We start from the raw sequence: 21,421 nt of genomic DNA on the forward strand, positions 1-21,421 counted from the left end.
CCTTTTAGACAGGTGGACAGGAGCGTCGGAACAGGCGCCGGCGCCGGATACGAAGGCACAACAGGTACGCAAACCAAACCAGTACGACAACAGCACCAACCACAAACGGCCGCCGGCGGCGCCGCCCTCACTTGCCCCGCGCCGGCGCCGGCCGGGCGCCGCGCCGCACCACGTCGTCCCAGCTGCGGAACAGCGCCATCGGCAAGCCGGCCTGCGGCGCGTGCTGCGGGTCGGGCCGGTAGTGGCCCGAGGCGTTGCTCCACCAACGCAGCGCGCCGCTCTCGAAATACGCCTCGCCGGCATAGCGCACCGGCTCGCCCTGCGCCAAGGCCGGATGGCGCAGGCGCGGATGCAGCAAGGTCTCGCCGCCCTGCGTGCGCACGAACACGTAGCGCGCGTTGGGCACATACAGGCCGCGGCCGCCGCCGCCGCGCATGCCGTAGCTGCCATACCACTCGTGCAGCGAAAAAGCCTGCTCCCGCGCGCCCGGGTCCAGCCCGACCGGCCGCAGGTTCGGATACAGGCGCTGCTGCAGCGGCCGCGCCGGCCGGGCGGCGGCGGCGCCGGCACCACCACCGCCCGGCCCCTGCCCTTGTGTCGGCGCCGCGGTCGCCTCGCGGCGTTGCAGCAGCGCCGCCGCCGGCGCGAATATGCTCGGCGCTCTAGCGACCATGGGTGCCCAGCAGCCGGTAGATCTGCTTCAAATCGCTCTCGTTGTCCATCAGCTCCTGCAACAGCTCGGCCAGCGGCATGCCGCCCCAGCCCACCGCGCGCTTGACCAGGTAGGGCACCGGACTGTGCGGCTCGGTGCGCAGCAGATAGTCGGCCGCTTCCTCCAGCCGCTGGTAGGCCTCGTCGCGGCTGCGCGGCGCGCCGGCGTTGGCGCGGCCGCGCGCCTGGCGCCGGTCGGCCTCGTGCGCCAACCTGCGCTCCATGCCCTGGCCGCCGTCCTCGCCGGGCCAGGCGGCGTCGTCCTCGTCCGGCTCCGGCGCCGTCTCCCAGGACAGGCCGGCCAGCTCCTGCAAGGCTTGGCAGCACTCCGCCAGGCGGCCCTCGATGGCGGCCAGCCGTGGCGCCTGCTGGTCCAGCCGCGCCGCCAGCGCCTGGGTCAGCGCCTCCAAGGCCGCCGCCGTGGCCAGCAGCTGCTGTTGCAGCACCTGGTAGAAGTGCGCCGGCGTCATCGCCACCGCCGTGTTGAAGTGCTGCCGGGTCAACTCCTTGCCGTCGCCCGGCGCCGGCGTGGCGCCGCGCCGCGCGCCGGCCGCCTGGGCGCCCTGGCGTTCGTGGCGCAGCACCAGCGCCCACTCGGCCAACGTGAACAGGCGCCCGGCCGGCGAGGCGCCGGCGGCGATCTGCACGCCGCCCAGCGCCTGCGCCATGTGGCGGTCGAACCATTCGAGCGCGGCCAGCCGGGCGTCGAGGTCGCCGTCCTCCGCCAGCGGGTACAGGCCGTCCCAGTACTGCTCCAGCGTCGCCTGCAGCAGGCGGGCGCCGTCGACCAGGCCCTCCAGGCCGCGCTGGCGCAGCCAGGCCTCGGCCAGCCAGGCGACGATGCGCAGGTCCTTGACGTTGTGCGCCAGCGTGTCGGCGCACAGCTGCTCGACCAGGCTCCAGTCGGCCCGCTTGTGCGGCTGCTCCCAGATGCCCTGCGGCAGGTTGGCGTCGTCCTCGCGGGCCGCCTCGGCGATCTTTTGGAAGATGCCGTCGCCGGGCTTGGGCACGCCGCAGGGCGCCTGCGGCGAAATGGGCAGCAGCAGCGCGGCCAGGCCGTCGGGCATCAGGGCGGCGCTCATCGCGCACCGCCGGTGGGGAGAGTGTTCATCATGGCCTCGCGAATCTGCACACTGCGAACCTGTTCAGGGTTGTCGGACGCCGGCGCGTCGACCGGCAACTGGGAATACGCCAGGGTCTCCTTCTTGCCCGCCGGGCTCAGCGCCAGGCGCATGAAGACGCGCGCCCGCGCCGCCGCCACGGTGGCGCCGGCCGCCTGCGGCGCGGTCGGGATCTCGAAGCGCAGCGTCTCGTAGCGCGGCGCGGTGCCGGCCGGCGGCGCCACGCGATAGCCCGCCAGCAGGCGCAGCAGCGACCACGGCTCGTTGAAGCGGTACACCACGTCGCGCCCCTGCACGTTCATGCGCAGGTCGCGGCCGTCGCGGTAGGGCAAGGTCGGCGTGTTCTCGGCCCAGCGCAGGGTCAGCACCAACGGCATGCCCAGACGCCAGGGCAGCGTTTGCGCCGCGCCGGCCGTGCCGCTGTGCCAGGCCACGCTGCGCTCGCCGCTCTGCAGCGTCCAGTCGACGATGCGGTTGCCCTCCAACTCGCCGCGCAGCTGGTTGTTGCCGTCGCTTTCGCCGCGCTCGTTGACACGGAAGCGCACGCTCAGCTCGTAGCCGGGGGCGTCGCCGCCGTCGGCCGGCGCCAGCAGCGGCGCCAGCAGGGTGCGCGCCCGCTCGGCGGCGCCGACGAAGTCGCGCGCCCGCGCGTCGGGCGGCTGGCGCGCGGCGGCGGCGGCGTAGCGGTCGACGCTGCGCAAGAAGGTGGCGACGTCGTCGATGTCGGCCGTCTCGCCCTCGTGGCCGACGTCGGCGAAGGGGAAGCGGCCGGCCAGGTTCTGGCGGAACGCCGCGCTCAGGCTCTGGTAGGCGGTGATGGCGCCGCCGCGCACCAGCTCCTGGCAGCGCACCGCCATCTGGCTGGCCAGCATGCGCCCGCGCAGCGCGAAGAAGTCGTTGGCGCCGCTGGCGAACACCGCGCCGCTGCGGCCGCTGCAGTTCTGCAGGTCGGTCTCGGCCAGCTCGCCACGGATGTAGTTGTCGAGCTGGGTGATGCGCGAGTTCGGATGCTTCGACTGGAAGCGCGCCAGTTCGGCCGCCAGGCCGCGCCAGTAGTCGGCGATGCCGCCGTGGCCGCTGGCGGTGGCGGCCGCCTCGGCGGCGCCGGCGTCGGCCGATTCGAGCAGGCGCAGCAGCGGTTGCGCCAGCTTGACGCTGTTCTCCAGCTGGGCGTGCTGGTTGATGAAGTACTCCTCCAGCGCGGCGGCCTGGCCGCCGGCGAAGCCCTGGGCGGCCGGGTTCGGGCTGCCCTGCCACCAGTTGAAGCCGCCCTCGCGCGGCCGGTACGGCGCGCCGGCCTGGAAGTCGCCCTGCAGCCAGCGCAGGCCGGCGGCGGCCTGCTGCGCCAGCTTGTCGGCCATGCCGCGGTATTGCGCCGGGCTGCCCTGGCTGCGCACCGCGTCGAGCAGCGCGGTGAGCAGTTTTTGCGACTGGCCCAGGCGCTGCCAAGCCTCCTGCGGGTCGCTGGTGCGCGAACGCGCCAGCGCCACGCCGGCCAGCAGGTTGGCGGCCAGGCGCTGGTCGGCCACGCTTTGCAGCTCGGCCTGGAACTGGAAGGGGAAGCTGGCCAGCACCCGGCCCATGTAGGCGCGCTGCTCGCCGACCATCAGCAGGGTGCGGTTGAGCACGTTCATGTCCCAGGTCACCAGGCCCGCGCCGCCGTCGCCGGCCGCGCCCTCGGCCGCCGCGCCCGCCACCGCGCCGGGCGACAGCTGCATGAAGGGTTGCTTGAGCAGCGCGCCCAGGCCGGCCTCCATGTGCGCCACCTCGGGCACCAGCACCAACTTGCCGCCGTCGCTGCCGCGCTGCAGCACCGGACTGTCGCCGCCGGCCGCCAGCAGGCGCTGCTGGAGCGCCAGCACCCGCTTCTGCGTCTCCTCGCGCAGCGCGTGCGCCGCCTGCGGCCCCAGCATGGCCGACTTGCCGACCTGCTCGAGCAGCGCGGCGTAGGGTTTGCCGAAGTCGCCCTCCTGGCCGGACAGCCAGCGCGTGCCGGGCGCGCCCAGCCAGCGGCCCAGCTCGTGCAGTTGGCGTTGCAGCTGGTCGAAGCGGTGGCCGTCGGCCTGGCCGATGCCGCTGCGCAGCTCCTGGTCGACCGCCACGGCCAGCTGCAACGCGCGGTGCTCGTCCAGCGTCTGCGCCAGGAAGCGCTCGCTGTTGAGGCGGAAGGCGCACACCATGCTGGCCTCGTAGGCGCCGCGCGGCGCCAGCTTCTGCTCCATGCCGGCGCCGCGCAGCGCCTCGCGCAGGTAGCGGTGGTGCTCGGGACGCTGCTCCGGCCGCAGCGTGTAGGCCTTGGTGTAGGCGCCAAGTTTGCCCAGGTCCTCGATGGTGCCCTCGTCCTTGTTCTGCAGGCGGTCGAAGCGGGCCTGCCACTGCTCGAACGTCACCGTGCCGTCGACGAGGCGGTGCAGCGCGGCGAAGGACGGGCTGTCGCTGAGCAGCACGGTGGCGGCGCCGCCGGACGCCAACGGCGCCAGCTCGCAGGACGGCGTGCCGGTCAGCTCGGTGGAGACGGCGTCGTGGCCGACCCCGCTCAGCGCCACCGCCTGCAGGTTCAGCCCCTTGGCCAGCGTGCGCAGCACGATGTTTTCCAAGCCCTCGGTGAAGCGCTGGTCGATGCGCTGGTCCAGCCCCTGCCGGCCGGGCCAGTGCCAGGAGGCCGGGATGGCCAGGTAGACCAGGCTGTCGTCGTGGCCCAGCATCGAGTCCATCAGGCCCTGCGCCGCCGACTGGTACCAGGTGAACGGCAGCGCGCCGTACTTGGCCACGCCGTCGCTGCGGATGCGCTGCTCGTGCTCGATGCGGCCCAGCGTGGCCAGCAGCGCGTCGGCGCGGCCGCGCAGGTCGAGCGCCGCCCACAGCAGCGCGCCGCCCCACAGCAGGGCCAGGGCGGCGCTGGCGGCGACCCAGCGGCGCACCCGCTTGTCGCGCGACAGGTGCTGGCCGCGCAGCGGCCGCGCCAGCGCGCGTTCGGGGAAGACCTTGAAGGCCAGCAGGTCGCGGATGAACAGCGGCTCGGCGCGGCCGGGCGCGGCGGCCGGGTCGCCGCACAGGTAGACGCCGCGCAGCAGCGGCGCCTCGCCGTGCGCCGAGACGCCCATCAGCCGCGCCAGGTAGGCGCCGACCGGCGCGCCCAGCCGGTCGACCTGGCCGGGCAGTTGGAAGAAGCTGTCGCTGTCGGCCGGCGGCCGGCCCGCCGCCAGCAGCTCGGCCTGCAGCGCGCAGACCTGCCGGCGCAGCGCGACGAAGGCGTCGCGGCCCCAGTCGGGGCTGAAGGCGGCCTCCAGCTGCTGCGGGTTGGACCAGCCCAGCATGGCCTGGCGCAGGCCCGGCGGCAGCGACTCGGCGAAGGCGCCGAAGCCGGTCAGCGCGTCGGCGCGGGTGATCAGCAGGTAAACCGGCAGGCGCAGGCCGAGCAGGCTTTGCATCTCGGCCAGGCTTTGCTGCACCAGCGCGGCGCGCCGCTCCACCTCGGCCAACGGCCAGGCGTCCTGGCCCAGCAGGGAGTCGGCCGGCAGGGTCAGCAGCACGGCGTCGAGCGGCCGGCGCGGCCGGTTGCGCCGCAGCTTCTCGGCCAGCGCGCGCCAGCCGGGCGCGCCGGCCCTGTCGTCCAGGCCCAGGAAGCTGGCGTCGGTCTCCAGCACCCAGCCCTGCGGCAGGCGGTGCCAGCTGAGCACGCCCTGGCCGGCGTCGTCGCCGCCGTCGGCCATGCGCAGCAACGAGGACTTGCCGGAGCCGGCTTCGCCGGCCAGCCAGACCAGCGGCACCTCCTCGTTCGAGCGGCCGCTGCTGACCCATTCGCGCGCCGAGGCGAAGGCGGCGTCGAGCGCCTGGTCGAGCCGCGCCGCCAGCGTGTCGGCCGCGGCCGCCGGGGCGGCCATTGCGGCCGTTGCGGCCGCGCCGGCCGCCGCGCCGGCAGCGGTGTCGGCGGGCGCGGCGGCGGCGCGCCGGCGCGCCGTCCGCAGCACGTAAAAGAACAGCCCCAGGCACAGCGCCAGCAGCAGCACCAGCAGCACGCCGGCCACCAGCAGCGCGCTGCCGTCCCTGGCGGCGGCCGGCGTCATGGCGCGCTCCGCAGCGCCGTCGAGCGCTCGAAATGCTCGCTCAGCGGCGCCGTGCCGGCATGCCAGATCCACTGCGAGGCCAGCAGCAGCGCCAACGCCAGCAGCACGAACACGATCATCCAGCGGCGCGGACTGGGCAGGCGCTGCAAGGGCGCGTCGCTGGCGGTGTGGGCGTAGGCCTGCGGCATCAGGCGCCGGCCCAGGTCGTGGAAGTCCTCCTCGCGGCCGGGCAGCATGGCCTCGTCCGGCGGGCCGCCGGCGATGAAGCGGTACAGGTCGAGGCGCCACTTTTGCAGCACCTCCTGCGGCCGGCCGCCGCCCCGGTAGCGGCCCTGGAAGCCCATCGACAGGGCCAGCAGGTACTGCTGCGCCATGTCGCGCCGCGCCGGCTGGGCCTCGCGCAGCAAGCGCTCGATGCGGTCGAAGACGCGCTCGCCGGCGCTGCGCGTGCCGAACAGCTGCTGCTCGAGCGGACAGGCGACCCACTCGTCGCGCAGCGGCCAGTCGGTCAGGCCGATCAGCATCTCGTCGGCCAGCGCCACCTTCAAATAGCGCGCCTCCAGTTCGTACTCGTGGACGAAGCGGCCGCCCTGGCCGAGCGCCTGCGCGCTCTGCCAGTCCAGCTGGCCGCGCAGAAGCTCGCTCAGCTTGGCCAGCGCCAGGCCCTGATCGCCCGGTTCGAGCTGCTCCGACAACTGCCGGCGCAGCGCCACCAGCTCGGTGTGGAAGGCCAGCAGCTGCTCGCTGAGCAGGCTGTCGCTGGGCGGCATCGGGCTGTCGGCAGCCATCACGTCCGGCCCGAATGGGAAGCGGCGGTGGCGGCGCCATCCTCGCGCGCCACCAGCAGCATGATCTCGCTCGGCCCCGACTCGACCGGCCCCTGCAACACCAGCGCCTGGCCGGCCTGCACCAGCTCGGGATCGATCTGCAAGGCCAGCAGGCAGCTGTTGGACGAGCGCAGCCCCTGCGCCTCGATGCTGGCCTGCGGCGGCGGCACGATGCCGCCCTCCTCCACCAGCGCGTGCAGCAGGCCGTCGTCGGCGACGCGGTAGCGCCGCGTGCCCAGGCCGCGCCGCTCGCGCACGCCGCGCAGCGGCTGGGCCGAGGCGATCACCGCCGAGGCCAGCCAGCGCTGCGCCTGGGCGCCGCTCAGGCCGCGCAGGCGCAGCAGCAACACCGGCGCGCTGGCCTCGCCGCCGCTCAGCGGCGTGCTGGGCCAGCCCTCCAACTCGGCCACGCCCAGCGGACGGCGGAAGGATACGCCGTCGTGCTCGAACAACAGCGTGCTGTAGCGCTGCGCCAGCAGGTCGAGCAGGCCGCCGATCTGCCGCAGCAGCTCGACGAAGGTGCTCTCGGGATCGTCGTGGCGGTAGTCGGCCAATTCCTGCGAGGCCTGGTTCAACTCGCCCGCCTCGTCGAGCTCCTCCAGTTCGCGCAGCATGCCCAGCGGGCCGAGCATGCCGCCCAGCGTCAGATACAGCTGGGCCGGCGCCACCACGCCCAGCCCCAGCAGGGCGCGCAGCTGCGCCAGCGCGCTGCTGACGTTGCGCAGCCGCTCGCGCCGCTCGACGCGCTCGTCGCTCTGGCCGGCCGCCTCGCGCACCATGGCCACCAGCCGGCTCTCGGTGCCGGCCAGGCGCTCGCGCAGCGCCTCGGCGCGGGCGCGCAGCGAGGCGTGGCCGTCCGGCGCCGCCACCGCGATGTCGAGCAGCGGCGGGATGAACGGCGCCACCTTCAGTTGTTGGCTCTCGCTGACCAGGTGGGCCAGCGGCAGATAGATCTCCTGGCCCGGCCGCAGCTCGCTCTCCAGGGCCAGCTGGACGAAGGGCGCGACGAACTGCGCGGCCGGTTCGTCGCGCCCGCTGCCGGGCGCCGGCTGGTCGACGGCGGCGCCCAGCACCACGCAGACCACGTGGCGCGCCACGCCGCCCTCGCGCAGCGCGCGCAACTGCTCGGCGCCGACGTTCAGGGTCAGCGCGGTCTGGCCGCCGGCCGCCGCGCCGCGTCCGCCCTCGGCCGGCTTGCCGCGGTAGCTGACCAGGCGGCCGTCCGGCATGATCGCCTCCAGCTCGAGCACCGACAGCGCGCCCTCGGCGATGCGGTCGCGTTTGAACTTGAGGCTGCGCACGCCCCAGGCGTAGGGCGCGGCGGCGCGCACGTGGTAGGCCACCAGCTCCTCGTGGCGCTGCGCCAGCTTCTCGAAATGCACCGGCGCCAGCAGCAGCCCGTCGTGCCATTTGATGGCGTCAATCGGAATCGACACAGCCTCGTTGGTGCTCAATTTCATGGATTCCCGTCCTGCCGAAGTAAGCCTGGGTGACGTTGCGGTGTGCTGCTCGTTGCGGCCGGCGCCGTCCGGCGCAGCCGCTCAGCTGTCGCAGCGCATGGGCGGCGGCGGCTGCGGCGCCGGCGTCTTCTTGTCGCGCGGCGTCAGGCTCCAGCCGGTGCGGGCGAAGCTGATCGCACCGCCCTCGCCCCAGCCCTCGATGCGGCCGCGCCGCTCGCCGTCGGCCAGGTCGGCGAAGACGAACACGGCGTAGGCGCGCTGGCCCTCGAACAAGCGCGACGGCAGGCCCAGCTCCTGGCCGGGCGTCACCTCGCAGTGGTAGACGCGCAGGGTTTGCGGATAGCTGGCGGCCAGGTCGGCGCCGGCGCCGAACCATTTTTCGGCCGGGTTCATCAGGCGCTGCTCGAGCGCCGGGTCGGACACCAGGGCCAGCTCGAACACCACCGCGCTGTTGCGGTTGGCGTCTGGCGCGGCCAGCACGCGCACCTCGCCCAGCTTGAGCTTGGGGGCGCCGGGCGACAGCACGCCGCAGCCGACCAGGGACAGGGGGAGAAGCAGGAGCGACAGGTGGAGCAACGCAGGCGCGACTAGGCGCGGGCGTTGGCCGCGCGGCAAGATGGGAAGACTGAAGGATGACAGCGAAACAGGGTGCATGGGGGCTGGCCTGGTAACGGACTGACAAAACAGCATCGCCAAACAATTGCAGTAATGAAAACTCTATGAGTCGTATTGTGCTTCAGTTTTCCATGCAGATTCTCACCGAATGTCACCAGCGAAGAATAATCTTCCCATAACAAAAAACGGCGCAACAGCGCCGCAATCACTATCGAATCGGGAGCGATGAGCCGGTCGGCAACGACGGCCAGGCCGGGTCCGCCGGCCGCTACTTGACGCGCTGCTTCTCCAGCTTGCGCGCCAAGGTGCGGCGGTGCAGGCCGAGCCGGCGCGCCGCCTCCGAGATGTTGAAGTCGGTCTCGGCCAGCACGGCGTGGATGCGCTCCCACTCCAGCGTCTTGATCGAGGTCGAGCGGTTGGTCATCTCCAGCTCGACGGCGCCGGCGACGTGGCCGAAGGCGGCTTCGATGTCGTCGGTGTTGGACGGCTTGGCCAGGTATTGGCAGGCGCCCAGCTTGATCGCCTCGACCGCCGTGTTGATGCTGGCGAAGCCGGTCAGCACCACGATCAGCATCGCCGCGTCGTGCTGGTGCAACATCTGCACGCAGGCCAGGCCGGACGAGGTGCCCTTCAGCTTCAGGTCGACCACGGCGTAGCCCGGCGCGTGGTCGACCAGCATGGCGCTGGCCTCGTCGACGTTGGCCGCCAGCAGCACGCGGTAGCCGCGCCGCTCGAACGAGCGGCCCAGCGTGCGGGCGAAGGCCTCGTCGTCCTCGACCAGCAACAGCATGCGCGGTTCGGCGTTCTCGTACAGCTCACTCATCGACGCGCTCCTCCTGCGGCGGCAGGGCGATGGCGGCCAGCGGCAGACTCAGCTGCACGGCGGCGCCGCCCTCGGCGCGGTTGCGCGCCGTCACCGAACCGCCCAGGGTGCGCGCCACGTTGACCACCAGGAACAGGCCGAGGCCGCCGCCGGGCCGCCCCTTGGTCGACTGGTAGGGCTTGCCCAGCTGGGCCAGCATGCCGGGCGCGAAGCCGGGGCCGGCGTCGCTGACCAGCACGTTGAGGGTGTCGCCGTCGCGCGTCGCCTCCAGGCTCAGCCATTGCGGCGAGGCCTCCAGCGCATTGTCCAGCAGGTTGCAGATGGTTTGCTTGAGGGCCGAGTCGAACACCACCGGCAGGTCGTGGACGATGCGGTTCTGGTAGGCGAAGGTCTGCACCGGGCGGCTGGCCAGCCACTCGGCCGCCAACTCGTCGAGGAAATGCTTGATGGTCGTCTTGGCCGACAGCTCGCCGCGCGCCTCGCCGGCCGACAGCAAAATGCCGCTGACGATGGACTTGCAGCGCAACAGCTGGGTCTGCATCTCGCCGATCTCCTCGATCAGCTCGGCGTTCTTGCTGAATTCGGGCATGCGCTTCCAGTCGCCCAGGATCACCGACAAGGTGGCCAGCGGCGTGCCCAGCTCGTGCGCGGCGCCCGAGGCCAACAGGCCCATGCGGACGATGTGCTCCTCCTCGGCGGCGCGCTGGCGCAGGTCGGCCAGCTGGGCGTCGCCGGCGCGCAGGTTGCGCATGATGCGGCTGATGAACACCACCAGCAGCGCGGCGATCAGCGCGAAGCACAGCAGCATGCCCTGCACGTACAGGCTGCCGATGCCACGGGCATGGTCGAGCGGCAGCGCCAGCGGCTTGGCGAACAGCGCCAGTCCGTCCAGGCAGGTGATGGTGATGGCGACGATGGTCCAGGTCGACCAAGCCTCGAGCAGCACGGCGCTGAGGATCACCTGCAACAGGTAGACGAAGGCGAAGGGATTGGTGGTGCCGCCGCTCAGGTAGAGTTGGGCGGTGAGGCTGGCGACGTCGACCAGCAGCGCCAGGAACAGCTCGCCGTTGGTCACTTCGCGGTGTTCGTGCCAGCGCAGCTGGCTGGCGATGTTGAAGGCGATCAGGCAGGCCAGCACCTCGAGCATCGGCACGGTCGGCAGCTTGACGTCGAAGCCGAGGATGACGGTGCCGATGGCGATAATCTGGCCGACCACGGCGATCCAGCGCAGCTGGATCAGCTGGGCCATGTTCTTGTGGCCGGCCGCGTACTCCACGTTGGCGGCGGCCTTGGTGTGCGTGATGCCCGTCTGTTGTTTTGTTGCTTCCATTTTCACCGGCATGTACACTTTTTACAATGAATCAGTCGCGCCGCCGCCGCGCGCCTCCACGCAGCAACCACCACAGCATCGCCGCCGACATCGCCGCCAACGCGAACCAGGTCAGCGCGTACACCAAATGGCTGTCCGGGAAGGCGATCACGGTCAGGCCGCCGACCGGACGCTGGCCATCGGCGGCGTCGCTCGGCTCTTGGCCGGCGGCGGCGTCGACGAAGTACGGCGCCACCCGCTGCAAGCCCTGCGCGGCGGCGATCGCCCGCACATCGCGCGAGTACCAGCGCTGCTTGGACGGATCGTTTTTGCGCAGGAACCCACCGTTCGGCTCGCTGACGCGCAGCAAGCCCGTCATGGTAACACGGGGCACTGTTCCGGGTGGGCAGGCAAGCGCCGGCGTGGCCGTGGCGGGCGCCGGCGCGGCGGCTTCGACAAAGCCACGGTTGACCAGCACCACCGTGCCGTCCTGCTGGCACAACGGCGTCAGCAGCCAGTAGCCACTGCCCAGGGCGGTGACCGCCTGGCTGCGCACGCTGGCCTCAAAAAGCAAAATACCGGCCACGCGAACGTGCCGGTATTCGTCTGTCGCCGCCGTGACGCCGTTCCAGCGCGCCGCGCCGGGCGCCGCAGCAGGCGCCGCGTGGACGCGCTGCTCGACGCGCTCGATCAGCGCCCGCTTCCAGAACAGGCGCTGCACCTGCCAGCTGCCGAGCGCGAGGAAGCCCGCGATCAGCAGCACGGCGCCGGCCAGCAACGCCAGCCGCAGCGCGCCGGAACGGGCGGCGCCTGGCGCCCCCCCTTCGTTTACGTGCGGCTGTTTACTCATGGCATGTTGCGCATATCATGTTCCATCATGCCCGGCATCATGTTGTGGTTCAGGTGGTACATGACCCAGATCGAACCGGCCAGCATAATCACCAGCACCATCACCGTGAACAGCAGGGCCAGCATCGACCAGCCGCCCTCGGCCTTGGCGTTCATGTGCAGGAAGTAGATCATGTGCACGACCACTTGCACGGCGGCGAAGCCGAGCAGTACCAGCCCCATGGTGCTCGACTTGTCGATCACCTTGGCCATCACCAGCCAGAACGGGATGGCGGTCAGGATCACCGACAGCAGGAAACCGATGGCGTAGCTTTTCAGGCTGCCGTGGTCGGCGTGGTCTTCGTGACCATCATGACCGTGGCCGTGGCCGTGGTCGTCGTTGTTGTGATGCTCACTCATGGCAGCACTCCCATCAGGTAGACAAAGGTGAAGACGCCGATCCAGATCACGTCCAGGAAGTGCCAGAACATCGACAGGCACATCATGCGGCGCTGGTTTTCCACCGTCAGACCGTGGCGGCCCAGTTGGAACATCAGCGTGACCAACCAAACGATGCCGAAGGTGACGTGCAGGCCGTGGGTGCCGACCAGCGCGAAGAACGCGGTCAGGAAGCCACTGCGCTGCGGACCGGCGCCTTCGTGGATCAGGTGGAAGAACTCGTACATTTCCAGCGACAGGAAGGCGGCGCCGAACAGGCCGGTGATGCCCAGCCAGACCAGCGCGGCGCGCAGGCGTTTGCGCTGCGATTCCAGCATGGCGAAGCCGTAGGTGATCGACGACAGCAGCAGGAAGGCCGTGTTCAGGGCCACCAGCGGCAGGTCGAACAGCTCGGCGCCCGAAGGACCGCCGGCGTAGTTGCGACCCAGTACGGCATAGGTCGCGAACAGGCAGGCGAAGATCAGGCAATCGCTCATCAGGTAGATCCAGAAACCCAGCAGAGTGCCGTTTTCCGGATGGTGCTCGCGCACGAAGAAGCGCGCGCTAGGGTCGGCGCCCAGGGCGCCGGAGTTGCTTACTTTGATATCAGACATGGCTTTCCAACAAGCGGGTGCGGGCATTTTCGGTGCGGACAACTTCGTCCACCGGAATGTAGTAATCGCGTTTGTAGTTAAAGGTATGCACAATGATCGCCGCCATGGTCGCCACGAAGCCGACCACCGCCAGCAGCCACATTTGCCAGATCAAGGCGAAGCCGACCGCCGCGCTCAGGGCGGAGATGACGAAACCGGCCCAGGTGTTCTTCGGCATGTGGATCGCCACGAAGTCTTTCACCGGACGCTTGTAGCCGCTCTTCTTCATGTCGGCGAAGGTGTCGTTGTCATGCACTTGCGGCGTGAAGGCGAAGTTGTAGTCCGGCGGTGGCGACGAGGTCGACCATTCCAGGGTACGGCCGTCCCACGGGTCGCCGGTGAAGTCGCGCAGCTGTTCGCGGCGCAGGTAGCTGACGAAGAACTGCACCAGCATGGCGGCGATACCCAGCGCGATCAGCACGGCGCCGAAGGCGGCGATCTGGAACCAGATCTGCAGCGACGGGTCTTCGAAGTGGCTCATGCGGCGGGTCACGCCCATCAGGCCCAGCACGTACAGCGGCATGAAGGCGAAGTAGAAGCCGATCACCCACAGCCAGAACGACCATTTGCCCCAGTAGCTGTCGAGCTTGTAGCCGAAGGCCTTAGGGAACCAGTAGTTGATACCCGCGAACAGACCGAACAACACGCCGCCGATGATGACGTTGTGGAAGTGGGCGATCAGGAACAGGCTGTTGTGCAGCACGAAGTCGGCTGGCGGCACGGCCAGCAGCACGCCGGTCATGCCACCGATGACGAAGGTGATCATGAAGGCGATCGACCACATCATCGGCAGCTCGAAGCGGATGCGGCCACGGTACATGGTGAACAGCCAGTTGAAGATCTTGGCGCCGGTCGGGATCGAGATGATCATCGTGGTGATGCCGAAGAAGGAGTTGACGCTGGCGCCGGAACCCATGGTGAAGAAGTGGTGCAGCCAAACCAGGTAGGACAGGATGGTGATGACCACGGTGGCGTAGACCATCGAGGTGTAACCAAACAGACGCTTGCTGGAGAAGGTCGAAACAACTTCCGAGAAGATGCCGAACACCGGCAGCACCAGAATGTAGACCTCGGGGTGGCCCCAGATCCAGATCAGGTTCACGTACATCATGGCGTTGCCGCCCATGTCGTTGGTGAAGAAGTTGGTGCCGAACATGCGGTCGAGCGACAGCATGGCCAGGACTGCGGTCAGCACCGGGAAGGCGGCGACGATCAGCACGTTGGTGCACAGCGAGGTCCAGGTGAAGACCGGCATTTTCATCAGGGTCATGCCCGGCGCGCGCATCTTGACGATGGTGACGATCAGGTTGACGCCGGACAGCAAGGTGCCGACCCCGGCGATCTGTAGCGACCAGATGTAGTAGTCCACCCCGACGTCTGGGCTGGCCAGGATGCCGGACAGCGGCGGATAGGCCAACCAGCCGGTGCGGGCGAATTCGCCGACGAACAGCGAGACCATGGTCAGCACGGCGCCGAAGGTGGTCATCCAGAAGCTGAAGTTGTTCAGGAAGGGGAAGGCGACGTCGCGCGCGCCGATCTGCAGCGGCACCACGTAGTTCATGAAGCCGGTCACCAAGGGCATGGCGACGAAGAAGATCATGATCACGCCGTGGGCGGTGAAGACCTGGTCGTAGTGGTGCGGCGGCAGGAAGCCGGCTTGGTCGCCGAAGGCCAGCGCCTGTTGGGCGCGCATCATCAGCGCGTCGGTGAAGCCGCGCAGCAGCATGACCAGACCGAGGATCATGTACATGATGCCGATCTTCTTGTGGTCGATGCTGGTGATCCAGTCGCGCCACAGGGTGCCCCAGACGCGGAAGTAGGTCATGGCGCCAAGCAGCGCCAGGCCGCCGAGGGCGACCATGCAGAAGGTCGCCAGCAGGATAGGTTCGTGGTAGGGAATCGCATCCCAGCTCAACCGGCCGAAGATGAGCTTCGTCAAATTAATTTCGTCGTGCATCATTGTTCTTCATCGAAAGTGTTGGCGCGGGCGTCTCGCAGTTGTCTTGCTGCTTGGCGCGTTTGGCATCGGCTGCCATCATCTTGTTCATGCAGACGGCGCCTTCGCCGACGCAGCGGTTCAGGATGGCGTCGTACAGCGCGGGATCGATGGCGCCGTAGCGGCGTACCGGATCGCGTTCGCTCGGCTTTTCCAGCGTCAAGTAGTTGGCGCGGTCGAGCGAGCCGCCGGCCGCCTTGGTGTCTTTGACCCAGGCGTCGAAATCGCTTTGGCTGACGCCGTGGTACTGGAAGCGCATGTGCGAGAAACCGGCGCCGCTGTAGTTGGCGGAGAAGCCCTCGTAGTTGCCCGGCTTGTTGATGACCGCGTTCAGCGTCGTCTGCATGCCCGGCATGGCGTAGATCTGGCCGGCCAGCGCTGGGATGTAGAACGAGTTCATCACGGTCGAAGCGGTGATCTTGTAGCGTACCGGCACGTCGACCGGGGTCACCAGCTCGTTGACGGTGGCGATGCCCTGCTCCGGATAGATGAACAACCACTTCCAGTCCAGCGCGACCACTTGCACTTCCAGCACCTTGACGTCGGCAGCCAGCGGCCGCTTGGCGTCCAGACGTGTCAGCGGACGGTAGGGGTCGAGCAGGTGGGTGCTGATCCAGGTCAGCAGGCCGAGGGCGATGATGATCAACAGGGGCGCGCCCCAGATCACCAGTTCCAATTTGGTCGAGTGATCCCAGTCGGGTTCATATTTGGCGGCAGTATTACTTTTCCGATAACGCCAGGCGAAAAATATCGTCAGGGCGATCACGGGAACAATAATCAACAGCATCAACAGCGTAGAGACGACGATTAAGTGTCCCTGCTGAGCGGCAATATCGCCGGATGGATTCATCACCACAGTGTTGCAGCCCGCGAGCCACAGCAATGGGAGGAGGAATAGTCCGCGACGGGCTATCAAAGGAATCATGCGGTAATGTGCTTACAGAGGATTGAGAACATGCTACTGTAATGCCAACGGCGCAGACTGGCGATTGGACACTTTGTCCTACCTACGGGCTAGCGCCGACTATAAGAAACTTTTGAGACGAAGCGAGACGATACTATGTCAACAACAACGACAGGCTACGGCAGCACCCCCACCCCATCCTCTTCCACTTCCTCCAACCGTTCCAACAGTAGCAGCGGCGCGCGCAACATCAACGCCCGCGACGGCCATATCGCCCCCGGCGAGATCGCCATCGGCGTGGTCATCGGCCGCGCCTCCGAGTATTTCGACTTCTTTGTATACGCCATCGCCTCGGTGCTGGTGTTCCCTTTGGTGTTCTTCCCGCACGAAAGCCGACTCGACGGCACCCTGTATTCCTTCGCCATCTTCGCCCTCGCCTTCCTGGCCCGGCCGTTCGGCACCATCGCCTTCATGCAAATCCAACAACGCTTCGGCCGCGAGGCCAAGCTGACCCTGGCGCTGTTCCTGCTCGGCGTGTCCACCGCCGGCATTGCCTTCCTGCCAAGCTACGCCACCCTCGGCGGCGCCGCCATCGTGCTGCTGTCGGTGCTGCGCGTCGGCCAGGGCGTGGCGCTGGGCGGCTCCTGGGACGGTTTGCCCTCGCTGCTGGCGCTCAACGCGCCGCAGAACAAGCGCGGCTGGTACGCCATGCTGGGCCAGTTGGGCGCGCCGGTCGGCTTCATCATCGCCGCCGGCCTGTTCGCCTACCTGCTGCAGGGCCTGTCGGCGGTCGACTTCCTCGACTGGGGCTGGCGCTATCCCTTCTACGTCGCCTTCGCCATCAACGTGGTCGCGCTGTTCGCCCGGCTGCGCCTGGTGTCGACGCCGGAATACTCGCACCTGCTCGACGAGCGCGAGCTGGAGCCGGTCAGCGTGAGCGAAATGGGCCATACGCAGGGCCGCAACATCGTCATCGGCGCGCTGGCCGCGCTGGCCAGCTACGCCCTGTTCCACCTGGTGACGGTGTTCCCGCTGTCCTGGATCAACCTGTATTCGAGCCGCTCGATCGGCGACTTCCTGCACCTGCAGATGCTCGGCGCGGTGATCGCCGCAGGCGGCATCGTCGCCTCCGGCCTGATCGCAGACCGCTTCGGCCGCCGCCGCACCCTGGGCACGCTGGCCATGATGATCGCCGTGTTCAGCGGCTTCGTGCCGATGCTGATGGACGGCGGAGAAATGGGCCAGAACATCTTCATCCTGGCCGGCTTCCTGCTGCTGGGCTTGTCGTATGGACAAGCCGCCGGCGCCGTCACCGCCAACTTCGCCGCCAAGTACCGCTACACCGGCGCGGCCTTGACCTCGGACCTGGCCTGGCTGGTCGGCGCCGGCTTCGCCCCGCTGGTGGCGCTGGGGCTGTCGGCCAACTTCGGCTTGGGCTATGTCAGCCTGTACCTGCTGTCGGGCGCGGTCGGCTCGCTGGCGGCGCTGAGCCTGAACCGGGCGCTGGAGATTCGCGACTAGGCGGCGGCACTACTATATAGAAGGCGGCTGCGGCCGCCCTCCCCGCCCGGCCGGAGCCGGCATGCTAAAAGAATAGGAAATTGCTATCTTTAGTGTGCCGGATTCTTGCTTTTTGGAACTATAATTGCTTGCTGAGGTGGAGCTCTGCTCAATGCCGAAAAGCGGTAAATCCGAACTTAGTCACCGACTGAGTTCGGCCAAGAGCGGGGCGCCACCGTGGTGTATTGTCAAATACTGTCCCCTCTCCAATCAGAACAATGCGAACGAAAAAACTGCTACTTGCCTCTCTCGTCGCCATCACCATCGCCCTTGGATTCATTTATGACTACTCCTTTTCTGGGAAAGGTGTAACGTTTATCGTAAAGAATGTTGGCACGGAGTCGATTCGGTCCATGGTTGTACACATCACTGGACATTCACTTGCAATTGGCGATATTGAACCTGGAACCAGCAAGTGGGTGGTACTGAATCCCACCTCCGAATCGCACGTAGAGCTTACTTTCTCCGGTCATCCCCGACTAATGATAGATTGCTACTTTGAGCATGGCTACAGCGGAACTCTTGCCGCCGAGATTACAGTCGAAAAAGTCGTCACTATTAAAGACTCCACGGTTTTTTGATGGCCGCTGAGGGCCGTAAGCGGACCGGCCTGATCGCCGACCGCTACGGTCACCGCCCACTTCACCGCCAAGTACCGCCACATGGGCGCGGCGTCGACGTCGAAGCTGTCCTGGCTGGTACGTGCCGGTTTCGCCCCGACAGCGGCGCTGAGCCTGAACCGGATGCTACAGACTGGCGACGAGGCGGCACCACAACGTAGAAGGCGGCTGTGGCCGCCCTTCCCGTCCGGCAGGAGCTGGCACGCCAATAATATTAGGAAGTTGACAATCTTGGTGTGCCAGGTTCTTACTTTTGCAACTATAATTGATTCACGAGGCGGAGCGCGGCAGCATGCTGGGCTTGAGTCACAGGGAGGCTCGACCGATTGAATCCGCAGCCACAAGCCGCCGTTGGCCATAGATGACTACGTTTTATCACTAAATAAAATACATCCATTGATGTTACAAGAGACATGATATTGATTCAATTAGCGGTGCTTGTGTTTGTGATTCTATTTGGAATCCCGAGTCAGATCATCGATTTCAAGCATCGAAGGAAGGGTGCATATCTGCCCGGAAACGAATGGGACTACTACTCAACACTGAGCAAGACGGGTAGCCTCGAAGGTAAGTTTATGATGTGGTCTGCCTACGGTGGGATTAGCCTAATCATTGCTACGGTTAGTTACCTCGGCTATAGGCTCTTCACTACTTAGCGGATGCGCCGCTTTCGGCTGCGGATTCACTCGGTCGACGCAAGAATTTAGTGTTAAAACCTCCATCCTAAGAAACATTGACCCAATGAACCTCAGTACAAAAATTTCCTTAATTGCGTCCCTGATGCTGTCTTCGATAACGGCAACCGCTGGGCCAGAAAATTCTCGGTTGATAGGAAAGTGGGTAATGCAGAGCGCGTCTATGCAATTTCCGGCTTCTTGCAAATCCATGACTTTTCAGTTCTTGGCGGACGGAACCTATGTAGGGGATGATGGAAGCATGGTGTTGACGATGAAATACGCGATGGCTGAGGTTGGTAACGGGTTGGTGCTAACTTTTTCTCCTCCACTTTCAGATAACGGGCAGCCCAACTGCCAAGGGCTATCACCACAATTCGTACGTGAACATCCTCCTCGAAAATCATTAGTACGATTCGTTGAAAACACAGAAAGCTTGCGGTTGTATTTTGGTCCGACAGAGCAGTCACCGTATGCGGTCCTGCGGAGACAAGATCGAGACTGATATCGGCCAAAGGACTAAACCGCCCGCGCGGTAGGACTTCGATGAACGGTGACTTATAGTTGACTGAGTGGCTCCGGTTTCTATCGTGAAACAGAGGTAATTCGCCTCGTTTCCGACAGGAGCCAAGCCATGGAAGCGCAAATCAATGCCACCAGCCCGCTGCGTCAGCGGATGATCGACGACATGCGCATGCGCAAGTTCGCGCCCAAGACGCAGCAGCACTATGTCCGTGCCGTGCGTCGGTTCGCAGATAGCTGTCACGCTTATTGCCGCTGGCATGATTTTTTGCATTGCCGCTGTTTTTTTAGATTGTTCGTGTCTCGCCCACCCTGCACGTTGTTTCAACATCTCGAATGTTCGGGATTTTCGCCATGCTGTACACTTTCCTTCCAATTGCAAAAACACTATCCATTTTCGTAAAAATGAAACGACTAATTTCATACATTATTGTTATATTGGGAATTTTCCCATTAATTGGGTGCTCGACTCCCCGAATTTCTTCGGTCAATGCTTCATCGCCGACATTACTTCACGAAAACGAAAACATCAACGGAGAATGGGAGGGTTTGCTCACATTTCAAGAAGGCATTCTCTCTGTTAAGGATCCCGCCTTTAGGACGCTGCAATATCGATTAGTGCTGGGTAGTTCTGAAGCACAGGTGTTCGCCAAAAACACCATCAGTGGCGTTTGGGAAGAGGCTATGCCCCAACTTTTTCGAGTTTCACGTACCGGAAGCAATGCTGTTCTTCAAGCAACTGATTCTGGGAAGGACGAAGATGGCACTTGGGTCGAGACATGGATTTTCGTTTTAACGAACAGATCAACAGAAGAGCTACAAGTTGAGTTTGTCAGAATGGTAAACAATATTGATCTACCGATTTCGGTTCCTGGCAAAGTCTTTTCCTATGGTGGTAGTGGAAAGTTTGTAAAATTAAGAGGGCGTTAATATTTCGTCGATCCAAATCCGCCGAATGTGGCACAGTTCATCAGTTGATTAACGAGCGGCATACCACTCAGCGCTGCGTTGATTTTGAACGGCGGCTATTGGGCTGAAGTTGCCGGTTACTGCAGCGTTAGCGATCCGCCTCTCTTTGATGGTGAATTCTGAAGATGGTGACGGTGTCATCAGCATAGCGGTAGCGCGCGATGTACCCGTTGTTTCCAAAGGTGATAGGCAACCCACAATATGCCGAGTCCAAGCCCCCCCGCGAACGCCCTTGCTTTACCTCGCAGAGTTCGGCGCACAGAATGCTGAACATCAGACGACGCAATATTTCTGTATCCATATATAATTCTTAAGATGAATAATTTATCCTTTCTTTCAAATGATTTTTGGAAATTAATTTTTATAGTGAGCACACTGCTGCCTTATTCTGAATTTGCTTTTTCTCAGTCATCTATCACAGAACCACTACATTTAGTGGTGCGTCCAAAGCCTCGTGCCGGCGGTTGCGAAAAGCCGCACTGGCCTACTCGCGCATTAGCTAAAGGACAAGAGGGCGTGGTTCAAATTGCAGTCTTGGTCGGGCTTGATGGCAAGCCAACTCGCCCATTTATCCAGCACTCCACTGGATTCCCGATGTTGGATACCGCAGCCGAAACGGCGCTGATGAAATGTTCCTGGCAGCCCGGGACAATAGATGACAAGCCTATTCCGATGTTAATGACAATGACGTATTATTGGTTTAGCGTTCCAAGTGGCTATCTTGGAGAAACTTGGAGGGAATTATTACACTCCGCGAAAGAGGGCAATGCTTCAGCATTATATTCCATCGCAAAAATGCAAGCGGCGGACTCCGAGATGCAGTCTGCGGGAATAAGGTTGCTTAAGAGTCTTGCCGAAGCAGGCCACCCATTGGCTCAATACGACATAGCTGCACGTTATGAGGAAGGTGACGGTATGGAAAAAAACATCGAACAGGCGGAAATATGGTACGCCAAGGCGGCGCTGCAAGGTGATATGCTCGCTGTCGAACGTTCACAACTAATAAAAGAGCGTAACACTCAGCAATCTTAAGGCCGCCTATAGAGACCTAGCCAACAACTATTTTTAGGCATCCCCGGCGAAACAATGAGCTGCGAAAAATGTATCGGCCTGACCAATATGAAATCCATAAAATCAATCGCTGAGCTTAAAGCGAAGATAGCGAGGTGTCAGGAAGAAACTTAAGGCCACCTCATTCCCTCAGTCCCCGGCTTCTTTCTGGTGACGCACTATAGTGGATCCCGAATTTGAGACGATGGTTTAAGCTGTGGTCCGTGAAAGGATGACAGCAAATGAGTGAAGGTAAAAAGCGGCGAGTGCACAC

At 65.4% G+C, this 21,421-nt stretch carries 17 protein-coding genes and 1 pseudogene; 5 read left to right on the forward strand and 13 right to left on the reverse strand.

What is annotated here, in order from left to right; genetic code table 11:
- Positions 1-127: 127 nt before the first annotated feature.
- The 13 genes from BM252_RS26775 to cyoA form a co-directional block, all read right to left on the reverse strand.
- Positions 128-673, reverse strand: coding sequence for a hypothetical protein (locus BM252_RS26775; RefSeq protein WP_093390719.1), 546 nt, complete (start codon positions 671-673; stop codon positions 128-130).
- Entirely contained in the window at positions 663-1,793 is a 1,131-nt protein-coding gene (tssA, locus tag BM252_RS26780) for a type VI secretion system protein TssA (protein ID WP_093390720.1), read from the reverse strand. Before tssA ends, BM252_RS26775 begins: the two co-directional genes overlap by 11 nt.
- Positions 1,790-5,899: a type VI secretion system protein gene (locus BM252_RS26785; protein ID WP_093390721.1), complete on the reverse strand. Its 4,110-nt coding sequence runs from the start codon at positions 5,897-5,899 to the stop codon at positions 1,790-1,792. The genes tssA and BM252_RS26785 overlap by 4 nt, the downstream gene beginning before the upstream one ends.
- Positions 5,896-6,687 carry a DotU family type IV/VI secretion system protein gene (locus BM252_RS26790; RefSeq protein ID WP_093390722.1) on the reverse strand — a complete coding sequence of 264 codons (792 nt, stop codon included), beginning with the start codon at positions 6,685-6,687 and terminating at the stop codon, positions 5,896-5,898. The genes BM252_RS26785 and BM252_RS26790 overlap by 4 nt, the downstream gene beginning before the upstream one ends.
- The gene (gene tssK / locus BM252_RS26795) at positions 6,687-8,186 is read right to left on the reverse strand and encodes a type VI secretion system baseplate subunit TssK (RefSeq protein ID WP_093390723.1); all 1,500 of its coding nucleotides are present in this window, start codon (positions 8,184-8,186) and stop codon (positions 6,687-6,689) included. Before tssK ends, BM252_RS26790 begins: the two co-directional genes overlap by 1 nt.
- An 81-nt stretch (positions 8,187-8,267) precedes the next feature.
- Positions 8,268-8,762, reverse strand: a complete 495-nt coding sequence (locus BM252_RS26800) for a hypothetical protein (RefSeq protein ID WP_093390724.1) — start codon at positions 8,760-8,762, stop codon at positions 8,268-8,270.
- A 307-nt stretch (positions 8,763-9,069) separates the two neighbouring features.
- The gene (locus BM252_RS26805; protein WP_093390725.1) at positions 9,070-9,624 is read right to left on the reverse strand and encodes a response regulator transcription factor; all 555 of its coding nucleotides are present in this window, start codon (positions 9,622-9,624) and stop codon (positions 9,070-9,072) included.
- The gene (locus BM252_RS26810; protein ID WP_245774469.1) at positions 9,617-10,954 is read right to left on the reverse strand and encodes an ATP-binding protein; all 1,338 of its coding nucleotides are present in this window, start codon (positions 10,952-10,954) and stop codon (positions 9,617-9,619) included. The genes BM252_RS26805 and BM252_RS26810 overlap by 8 nt, the downstream gene beginning before the upstream one ends.
- A gap of 31 nt (positions 10,955-10,985) precedes the next feature.
- The gene (locus BM252_RS26815; RefSeq protein ID WP_093390726.1) at positions 10,986-11,783 is read right to left on the reverse strand and encodes an SURF1 family protein; all 798 of its coding nucleotides are present in this window, start codon (positions 11,781-11,783) and stop codon (positions 10,986-10,988) included.
- On the reverse strand, positions 11,780-12,181 hold the full coding sequence (cyoD, locus tag BM252_RS26820; RefSeq protein ID WP_093390727.1) for a cytochrome o ubiquinol oxidase subunit IV: 402 nt from the start codon (positions 12,179-12,181) through the stop codon (positions 11,780-11,782). Before cyoD ends, BM252_RS26815 begins: the two co-directional genes overlap by 4 nt.
- Positions 12,178-12,813, reverse strand: a complete 636-nt coding sequence (cyoC, locus tag BM252_RS26825; RefSeq protein ID WP_093390728.1) for a cytochrome o ubiquinol oxidase subunit III — start codon at positions 12,811-12,813, stop codon at positions 12,178-12,180. The genes cyoD and cyoC overlap by 4 nt, the downstream gene beginning before the upstream one ends.
- Positions 12,806-14,809, reverse strand: coding sequence for a cytochrome o ubiquinol oxidase subunit I (cyoB, locus tag BM252_RS26830; RefSeq protein WP_093390741.1), 2,004 nt, complete (start codon positions 14,807-14,809; stop codon positions 12,806-12,808). Before cyoB ends, cyoC begins: the two co-directional genes overlap by 8 nt.
- Positions 14,793-15,773, reverse strand: coding sequence for a ubiquinol oxidase subunit II (cyoA, locus tag BM252_RS26835; RefSeq protein WP_093390729.1), 981 nt, complete (start codon positions 15,771-15,773; stop codon positions 14,793-14,795). The genes cyoB and cyoA overlap by 17 nt, the downstream gene beginning before the upstream one ends.
- 135 nt (positions 15,774-15,908) lie before the next feature.
- Here cyoA and BM252_RS26840 point away from each other — a divergent pair, with 135 nt between their 5' ends.
- The 5 genes and pseudogenes from BM252_RS26840 to BM252_RS26865 all read left to right on the forward strand — a co-directional run bounded on the left by BM252_RS26840 (position 15,909) and on the right by BM252_RS26865 (position 21,129).
- Positions 15,909-17,273 carry an MFS transporter gene (locus tag BM252_RS26840; RefSeq protein ID WP_093390730.1) on the forward strand — a complete coding sequence of 455 codons (1,365 nt, stop codon included), beginning with the start codon at positions 15,909-15,911 and terminating at the stop codon, positions 17,271-17,273.
- Between the two features lie 257 nt (positions 17,274-17,530).
- Positions 17,531-17,893, forward strand: coding sequence for a hypothetical protein (locus tag BM252_RS30570; protein ID WP_139236768.1), 363 nt, complete (start codon positions 17,531-17,533; stop codon positions 17,891-17,893).
- A 1,347-nt stretch (positions 17,894-19,240) separates the two neighbouring features.
- A pseudogene (locus BM252_RS31495) lies at positions 19,241-19,360 on the forward strand (phage integrase N-terminal SAM-like domain-containing protein); the annotation flags it as partial.
- A 122-nt stretch (positions 19,361-19,482) separates the two neighbouring features.
- The gene (locus tag BM252_RS30575) at positions 19,483-20,058 is read left to right on the forward strand and encodes a hypothetical protein (RefSeq protein ID WP_139236769.1); all 576 of its coding nucleotides are present in this window, start codon (positions 19,483-19,485) and stop codon (positions 20,056-20,058) included.
- A gap of 354 nt (positions 20,059-20,412) precedes the next feature.
- On the forward strand, positions 20,413-21,129 hold the full coding sequence (locus BM252_RS26865; RefSeq protein ID WP_093390735.1) for a TonB family protein: 717 nt from the start codon (positions 20,413-20,415) through the stop codon (positions 21,127-21,129).
- Positions 21,130-21,421: the final 292 nt, after the last annotated feature.

It is taken from the genome of Rugamonas rubra (assembly GCF_900114705.1).
Taxonomy (GTDB): domain Bacteria; phylum Pseudomonadota; class Gammaproteobacteria; order Burkholderiales; family Burkholderiaceae_D; genus Rugamonas; species Rugamonas rubra.

Bases quoted from the DNA above. Each gene is read 5' to 3' on its own strand.
- cyoA (WP_093390729.1), bottom strand. From the start codon at position 15,773: ATGATTCCTTTGATAGCCCGTCGCGGACTATTCCTCCTCCCATTGCTG.
- BM252_RS26775 (WP_093390719.1), bottom strand. From the start codon at position 673: ATGGTCGCTAGAGCGCCGAGCATATTCGCGCCGGCGGCGGCGCTGCTG.
- BM252_RS26815 (WP_093390726.1), bottom strand. From the start codon at position 11,783: ATGAGTAAACAGCCGCACGTAAACGAAGGGGGGGCGCCAGGCGCCGCC.
- BM252_RS26805 (WP_093390725.1), bottom strand. From the start codon at position 9,624: ATGAGTGAGCTGTACGAGAACGCCGAACCGCGCATGCTGTTGCTGGTC.
- BM252_RS26810 (WP_245774469.1), bottom strand. From the start codon at position 10,954: ATGGAAGCAACAAAACAACAGACGGGCATCACGCACACCAAGGCCGCC.
- BM252_RS26865 (WP_093390735.1), top strand. From the start codon at position 20,413: ATGAATAATTTATCCTTTCTTTCAAATGATTTTTGGAAATTAATTTTT.
- tssK (WP_093390723.1), bottom strand. From the start codon at position 8,186: ATGAAATTGAGCACCAACGAGGCTGTGTCGATTCCGATTGACGCCATC.
- tssA (WP_093390720.1), bottom strand. From the start codon at position 1,793: ATGAGCGCCGCCCTGATGCCCGACGGCCTGGCCGCGCTGCTGCTGCCC.
- cyoD (WP_093390727.1), bottom strand. From the start codon at position 12,181: ATGAGTGAGCATCACAACAACGACGACCACGGCCACGGCCACGGTCAT.
- BM252_RS26790 (WP_093390722.1), bottom strand. From the start codon at position 6,687: ATGGCTGCCGACAGCCCGATGCCGCCCAGCGACAGCCTGCTCAGCGAG.
- BM252_RS30575 (WP_139236769.1), top strand. From the start codon at position 19,483: ATGCTGTACACTTTCCTTCCAATTGCAAAAACACTATCCATTTTCGTA.
- cyoC (WP_093390728.1), bottom strand. From the start codon at position 12,813: ATGTCTGATATCAAAGTAAGCAACTCCGGCGCCCTGGGCGCCGACCCT.
- BM252_RS30570 (WP_139236768.1), top strand. From the start codon at position 17,531: ATGCGAACGAAAAAACTGCTACTTGCCTCTCTCGTCGCCATCACCATC.
- cyoB (WP_093390741.1), bottom strand. From the start codon at position 14,809: ATGCACGACGAAATTAATTTGACGAAGCTCATCTTCGGCCGGTTGAGC.
- BM252_RS26785 (WP_093390721.1), bottom strand. From the start codon at position 5,899: ATGACGCCGGCCGCCGCCAGGGACGGCAGCGCGCTGCTGGTGGCCGGC.
- BM252_RS26840 (WP_093390730.1), top strand. From the start codon at position 15,909: ATGTCAACAACAACGACAGGCTACGGCAGCACCCCCACCCCATCCTCT.